This is a genomic window from Methylobacterium amylolyticum (assembly GCF_030700245.1).
Taxonomy (GTDB): Bacteria; Pseudomonadota; Alphaproteobacteria; order Rhizobiales; family Beijerinckiaceae; genus Methylobacterium.
The window spans coordinates 144167-151385 of the sequence record NZ_JAUYZI010000008.1; the positions used below are offsets into that span (position 1 = coordinate 144167).

Below are 7219 nucleotides of genomic sequence, written 5' to 3' on the forward strand. Positions count from 1 at the left end.
CGAAGGCGCTGGAAACGTTCGCTGGATCCGGCGGAGCGGACGTCACGGAACGCACGATGCCCCCGGAACTGACGGTCTCGATCGGCCAGCACAGCGAGCGGGGCCGCAAGGACGCGAACCAGGATTTCCACGGCGCCCTCGTCCCGCGGCAACCCGCCCTCGGGCTCAAGGGCGTCGCGGTCGCGCTCGCCGACGGCATCAGCAGCAGCGCGGTCGGCGCGGTCGCCAGCGAGACCGCCGTCAAGAGCTTCCTGACCGACTACTACGCCACCCCCGACACGTGGTCGGTGAAGACGGCGGCGCAGCGCGTCGTCGCGGCCACCAATTCCTGGCTCCACGCCCAGACCCGCGGCGGTCCCGACCCGCACGACGGCGACCGGGGCTACGTCACCACCTTCAGCGCGCTGGTGCTGCGCTCGCGCACGGCCCACGTCTTCCACGTCGGCGACACCCGGGTCTGCCGCGTCTCCGGCCGGTCGCTGGAACGGCTGACCGAGGACCACCGGGTCGTCGTCTCCGCGCACGAATCGTATCTCGGCCGGGCGCTCGGCGCGACCGCCCGCGTCGAGATCGACCACTGCGCCGTGCCGGCGGAGGTCGGCGACACCTTCGTCCTGACCAGCGACGGCGTCCACGAGCACGTCCGCCCGCGGGAGATCGCGGCGGAGATCGCCGCCGCCGACGACCTCGCGGATGCCGCGCGGGCGATCGTCGACCGCGCCTACGCGGCGGGCAGTCCCGACAATCTCACGGTGCAGATCGTGCGCGTCGACGCGCTGCCCGACGGGGATCCGACGGAACAGCTCGGCCGGTTCGCCGACCTGCCGCCCGCGCCCCCGCTCGACCCGCCGACGGCCTTCGACGGCTACCGGGTGCTGCGGCCCCTCCACGTCGGCGGGCGCGGGCGCGTCTACCTCGCCACCGACGGCGCGGACGGGCCGGCGGTGGCCCTCAAGGTGCCGGCGCCCGACCTGTGCCACGACCCGGTCTACCTCCAGCACTTCATGATGGAGGAGTGGATCGCCCGGCGGATCGACAGCCCCTACGTGCTGAAGGCCCACCCGCAGGCGCGCCCGCGCAGCCACCTCTACACGGTCATGCGCTACGTCGAGGGCCGGACGCTGACGCAGTGGATGACCGATCGCCGGGCGCCGGACCTCGAGACCGTGCGCGGGATCGTCGAGCAGATCGCCCGGGGGGCGCAGGCCTTCCACCGCCGGGAGATGATCCACCGCGACCTGCGGCCGGACAACGTGCTGATCGACGCCTCCGGCACCGTGACGCTGATCGATTTCGGCGCGACCCGGGTCGCGGGCGTGGCCGAGGACGAGGCCGGCCCCGACGACGGCGCGGTGCACGGCGCCCTGCAATACACCGCGCCGGAATGCTTCCTGGGCTACGCTGCGACGCCGGCCTCGGACGTGTTCTCAGTGGGCGTCATCGCCTACCAGATGCTGGTCGGGCGGCTGCCTTACGGGGGCGAGGCCGCGCGGGCGCGCACCCGGGCAGGCCAGCGCAGGCTCCGCTACGTCTCGGCCCTGCACGCCCGGCCGCTGCTGCCGGCCTGGGTCGACGGGGCGCTGCGGCGGGCGGTGCATCCCGACCCCGCCAAGCGCTACCCCGTCCTCTCGGAATTCGTCCACGACCTGCGCCACCCGAACCCGGCCTTCACCGACGCGCGCCGGGCGCCGCTGCTGGAGCGCAACCCGCTGCTGTTCTGGCAGGGCCTGTCGCTGCTGCTCGGGATCGCGGTCGCGGTGCTGCTGGCGCTCCTCGTCACCCGCGGCCGGTGACGCGGCGCCGTCACCGGCCCTGGTCGAACAGGGCGAGCCGGATCGCGTCCTCCACCAGCCGCACCTCCACCGCCTGGCCGCGGAAGGCCGGGTCGAGGTCGTCGGCCGCGCGGTAGAGACCGTCGATCGCCACCAGTTCCGGCTCGAACCGGCGGCACCAGATCCGCGCCGCCGGGTTGCCGGCCGCCCCCGCCACCGCCCGGCCGCGCAGGGTGCCGTAGACGTGGATCGAGCCGCCCGCGATCACCTCCGAGCCGGAGGCGACGGCGCCGAGCACGGTCACGTCGCCTTCGAGGTGCAGGATCGTCTGGCCCGAGCGCACCGGCGCGTCGAGGATCAGCGAGCGGGTCGGCGCCTCCTTGGGCAGCGGCTCGGGCTCCGCCTCGCCGGGGGTCGCGATCTCCCCCGCCGGGCGCCCGCCGGACAGGGCCGGCGGCAGGCCGGGGGCGAGGATCGCGGGCGGCGCGCCCTCGATCCCGAGGACGGTGATGGCGCGGGCGGCGAGCTCGGCGAGCAGGCCGTCGAGATCCTCGCGCGTCACGCTGAGCCCGGTGAGGTCGAGGATCACCGGGCGGCCGGAGAAGAACGCCGGCGCCCGCCGGCCCAGGGCGTCGAGGTCGCCGAGCCACTCGGCCACCGGCGGGACCGGCGCGAGCACGGTCGCCATGAAGGAGCGGCCGCGGAAGCGGATCGGCGGGCGGGCCGGCTCGGGTCTCGGCTGGGTCACGGCTTCTTCGGATCTCGGGACGCGTCTCCCTCCATGCGGCGGACGCGCGCCCGGGGCAATCCCGCCCTTGACCGGGCGCGGCACCTTGGCCGGGCGCTCCCCGCCGAACTGCGGTAAGACGGGGCCTGCCGCAACCGGGACGATCCGTTGAGCGCCGTAACCGTCGAGATCCCAAAAACATTCGTCGTCGACGCGCTGACGCAGGAGAACCAGCGGCGCGCCGCGGACCCGTGCGCCTCGGCCTGGGTCTCGGCCAATGCGGGGGCCGGCAAGACCAAGGTGCTCACCGACCGGGTGGTGCGGCTGCTGCTCGACGGCGCGCCGCCGGGGCGGATCCTCTGCCTGACCTTCACCAAGGCGGCGGCGGCCAACATGGCGAACCGCGTGTTCCAGCGGCTGGGGCGCTGGGTGACGCTCGACGACGCGGCGCTCGCCGACGAGCTCATGGAGCTCACGGGCGTTCGCGCGGGCCACGAACGCCTGCGCACGGCCCGCCGCCTGTTCGCCCGCGCGGTGGAGACCCCGGGGGGTCTGAAGATCGAGACCCTGCATGCCCTGTGCGAGCGGCTGCTGCACATGTTCCCGTTCGAGGCGAACGTGCCGGCCCGGTTCGTGGTGCTCGACGAGACGCAGGCCCGGGAGATCTTCGAGATCGAGACCGCCAACGTGCTGGCGGACGCGGTGGAGGGCGACACGCCGCTCGCGCAGGCGCTGGCGCAGGTGACCCCCGAGGCGACCGGCGACCCCCTGCGCGCGGCGATCCGCGCGGCGATGCGCGCCCGCCCGCTGATCGGCGACCCCGCGGGTCTGGAGACGGCCTTCGCGCGGCTGCACGGGGCGCTCGGCCTCGCGGCGGGGGAGACCGCCGAGACGATCGAGGCGGCGATCCTCGACGGCGGTCCGGGCGGCGTCCCGGAGGACCGGCCGGCGCTGGTCGCGGCGCTGCGGACGGGCAAGGCCACCGACGAGGCCCTGGCCGAGGGCCTGGAGGCGGCCTGGGCGGCGCACGGCACGGGGGATGCCCTCGACCTCTACCGGGGCGTGTTCTTCACCGCCGAGGACAAGCCGAAGGCCGATCGCAGCCTCGGCACCAAGGCCGTGCCGGAGGGCGTCCGCGAGGGGCTGATCGCCGAGCGCGACCGGCTGGTGCCCCTGGTCGACCGACTGCGCGCCGCCCGGGCGCATGCCCGGACCCAAGCCCTTTTCCGCGTCGCCGCCGAGATCCACCGCCGGGTCGAGGCGCAGAAGGCGCGCCTCGGGGCGCTCGATTTCGACGACCTGATCCGCAAGGCCCTCGACCTGCTGTCGCGGGTGGGCGCGGGCTGGGTGCTGTACAAGCTCGACCGCGGCATCGACCATGTGCTGGTCGACGAGGCGCAGGACACCAACCCCGAGCAGTGGGCGATCCTGCGGGCGATCACCCAGGAATTCGCCGCCGGCGAAGGCGCGCGGGACGGCAACCGCACCCGCTTCGCGGTGGGCGACCCGAAGCAGTCGATCTACGGCTTCCAGGGGGCCGAGCCGCGCGAGTTCGCCCTGACCCGGGCCGCGTGGATCGCCGAGTCGCGCGCCGCCGGCCTCGCCTTCGCCGACGTGCCGCTCACCCTCTCCTTCCGCTCGACCTCCCTGGTGCTGCGGGCGGTGGACGCGGTGTTCGCGCTGGACGCGCACAACGACGGCCTGAGCTTCGAGGACGCGGTGCGCGCCACCGTCCACGCCAGCGCCCGGCCGGAGGCGCCCGGCGCGGTCGAGCTGTGGGACATCGCCGAGCCGGAGCCCGCCCCCGAGCCCGAGGCCTGGACCGCGCCGGTCGACGCTCCCGAGGCGAGCGCCCCGGCGATCCGCACCGCCCGGCGGGTGGCGGGGGCGGTGCGCGCCTGGACGACCCGGGGCGACGCCACCGGCCGGGTCTGGCGCCCCGGCGACGTGCTGATCCTCGTGCGCAAGCGGGGGCCGGCCTTCGAGGAGGTGATCCGGGCGCTGAAGGGCTTCGGCGTGCCGGTGGCGGGCCAGGACCGCCTGGAGGTCTCGGCCCATATCGCGGTCGCCGACCTCGTCGCGGTCGGCCGGGCGGGGCTCTTGCCGGCCGATGACCTGACGCTCGCCACCGCCCTCAAGACGCCGCTGGTCGGGCTGAGCGACGACGACCTCACCCGCATCGCCGCTCGCCGCGACCTCGCCGAGACCCTGGAGGATGCCCTGCATCGCCACGCCGAGGCCGGCGATGGGGCGGCGCTGCGCGGGCGCGAGGCCCTGCGCGGCTGGATCGCGCTCGCCGGCGCGCAGGGGCCGTTCGGCTTCTACGCGCGGCTGCTCGGCCCCGGCGGCGGCCGGGCGCGGCTGGTCGCCCGGCTCGGCGGCGAGGCCGGCGACGCCATCGATGTGTTCCTCGCCGCCGCCGCGCAGGCCGAGGCCGGCGAGGACGCCCCGTCGCTCGGCGGCTTCCTCAGCCGCTACCTCGGCGCGGAGGCCGGCCACACCGTGCGCCGCGACCTCGAAGCGGGCCGCGACGAGGTGCGGGTGATGACCGTCCACGGGGCCAAGGGCCTCGAAGCGCCGGTGGTGGTGCTCCTCGACGGCTGCGAGCCGCTCGGGCGCAACGATCCGCCGCTGCTGCCGCTGGCGCCGGAGGCCGAGCCGCTGCCGCCGGTCTGGACCAGCGGGCGGACGCAGGATTGCGCGGCCACCGGCCTCGCCCGGGCCGGGCTGCTCGCCCGCGCCCGCCAGGAGCACAACCGCCTGCTGTACGTGGCGATGACCCGGGCCGCCGACCGCCTCGTGGTCGCGCCGTTCCGCGGCCACGAGCGCGAGAGCGAGGCCGCGTGGTGCCGGATGATCCGCGCCGGGCTCGAGGCCGCTCTGGGCACCGGCGAGGCGGTGGAGACCCCGCACGGGCCGGCGATCCTCTGGCGGGACGGGGCGGAGATCCCGACACGCCCGGAGACGGCGCGCCCCCGCCCGTCGCCGGGGGTGGAGCCCGCGTGGCTGCGCGCGCCCGCGCCGCCGGAGCCCGAGGCGGCCGTGCCGCTCGGCCCCTCCGGCCTGCTCCAGGCGGCGGACGGGATTCGCGTGCCGCCGCCGCGCCTCGCGGACGCCGCGGCGCGGCGGCGCGGCGTCCTCGTCCACGCCCTGCTGCAGCACCTGCCCCGGGTCGAGCCGGCCCGGCGCGAGGCGGCGGGCCTCGCCTACCTGCGGGCGCGGGCCCCCGGCCTGCCGCGGCCGGCCCTCAACGGGATCCTGCGGGCGGTGCTCGGGCTGATCCGAGAACCGGAGCTGGCGCCGCTCTTCGCGGATGGCGCCCGCGCCGAGGTGCAGCTCTCGGGGCGGGTCACGGTCGGCGGGATCGCGCGCCCGGTCCACGGCCGCATCGACCGGCTCGCGGTCGACGACCGCACGGTCCGGCTCGCCGACTTCAAGACCGGGCGACCGCCCGCCGAGGGTGCCCCCCTGCCGGAAGCCGAAGCGGCGCAGATCGCGCTCTACGCGCGGCTGCTGGCGCGGATCTACCCGGGTCGGCGGATCCTGCCGATGCTGGTCTGGACCTCGGGCCCGGTGGTCCGTGTCCTGGACGCGGGGGAGATCGACGCGGCGCTGGCTCGGGCCGGGGTGGCGGCCTGAGGACGGGGACGGGAAGCGCACCGTCATGAGCGGCGCACGGCACCGTCATGCGGCCGCGGCGCGACTTCTTGACCGGGCCCCGACGCGTCTCCAATTCTGACGCGACCGGGCGTTCAGAGGCCCGCTGCCGGCCGGGACCCTCCCGGCCGGCGACTTCCGAAAGGTGTTGCGATGGCGACGGTGAAGGTGACCGACGCGAGCTTCGAGCAGGACGTTCTCAAGTCCGCCGAGCCCGTGGTCGTGGATTTCTGGGCGGAGTGGTGCGGCCCCTGTCGCCAGATCGGACCGGCGCTGGAGGAGATCGCCTCCGACCTCCAGGGCAAGGTCAAGATCGCCAAGGTGAACGTGGACGAGAACCCGGGCATCGCCTCGCAGTACGGCATCCGCTCGATCCCGACCCTGCTGCTGTTCAAGAACGGCGAGCGGGTGGATCAGAAGGTCGGCGCGGCGCCGAAGGGCGACCTGTCCCGCTGGATCAGCGCCCAGACGGCGAGCGCCTGACCCGACCTCCGAGGACGGTGGCCCGCCGACGCGACCGGGCTGCCGTTCCCCGCGCGAGCGCTCTGCTTTGCATCGCCTTTTCCGAAAGCCGGTGACCCCCTTTCGGGACGATGCTCCTGACGCATCGAGATCGCCGCGCGGTCCGCCTCGGCGGCGAAATGAAGAAAGCCCGGCCGCGAGGCCGGGCTTTCTCGGTTTCGAAACCCGTCGGTTCTATAAGGATCCCGGGATCGAGCCCGGGATCCGAAGCGCGGCTCAGTACGAGCCGAACTTGTAGTTCAGGCCGGCGCGGACGACGGCGAAGTCGTTGGTGTTCCGGCCGGCACCGGCCAGCGAGTAGACCGGCAGGAAGCCGACGTTGGAGGCGGCGGCGCCGACCAGCGGCAGGCCGGTGCGGTTGCGGTCGAGGCTGACGTACAGGCCTTCGACCTTCACGGTGACGGCCGACGACTTGAAGAAGTTCAGGAAGGAGTCGGTGGGCAGGGCGTACTCGACGCCGCCGCCGACGGTCCAGCCGGTCTTGAAGTCGTCGCGGCGGCCGGCGAAGTTCTGGAAGCCGATGCGGGCGCCGGCATCCGTG

General features: G+C 75.1%; 5 protein-coding genes. 3 read left to right on the plus strand and 2 right to left on the minus strand.

Annotated elements, in window-relative coordinates:
* The first annotated feature begins 56 nt into the window (after window positions 1–56).
* Entirely contained in the window at window positions 57–1793 is a 1737-nt protein-coding gene (locus Q8W71_RS08575; protein WP_305524925.1) for a bifunctional protein-serine/threonine kinase/phosphatase, read from the plus strand.
* Between the two features lie 10 nt (window positions 1794–1803).
* Here Q8W71_RS08575 and minC read toward each other — a convergent pair whose 3' ends face one another.
* Window positions 1804–2460, minus strand: coding sequence for a septum site-determining protein MinC (gene minC / locus Q8W71_RS08580; protein ID WP_305524936.1), 657 nt, complete (start codon window positions 2458–2460; stop codon window positions 1804–1806).
* A gap of 207 nt (window positions 2461–2667) precedes the next feature.
* Between minC and addA the strand changes: the two genes are divergently transcribed.
* Together addA and trxA are read left to right on the plus strand one after the other, a co-directional pair.
* Window positions 2668–6138 (plus strand): double-strand break repair helicase AddA, encoded by a 3471-nt coding sequence (addA, locus tag Q8W71_RS08585; protein ID WP_305524926.1) that lies wholly within the window; start codon window positions 2668–2670, stop codon window positions 6136–6138.
* 171 nt (window positions 6139–6309) lie between these two features.
* The gene (gene trxA / locus Q8W71_RS08590; RefSeq protein ID WP_305524927.1) at window positions 6310–6639 is read left to right on the plus strand and encodes a thioredoxin; all 330 of its coding nucleotides are present in this window, start codon (window positions 6310–6312) and stop codon (window positions 6637–6639) included.
* Between the two features lie 255 nt (window positions 6640–6894).
* Here the strand turns inward: trxA and Q8W71_RS08595 are convergent.
* Window positions 6895–7219: outer membrane protein (locus Q8W71_RS08595; protein ID WP_370875367.1), on the minus strand; the 325-nt coding region annotated here is incomplete at its 5' end.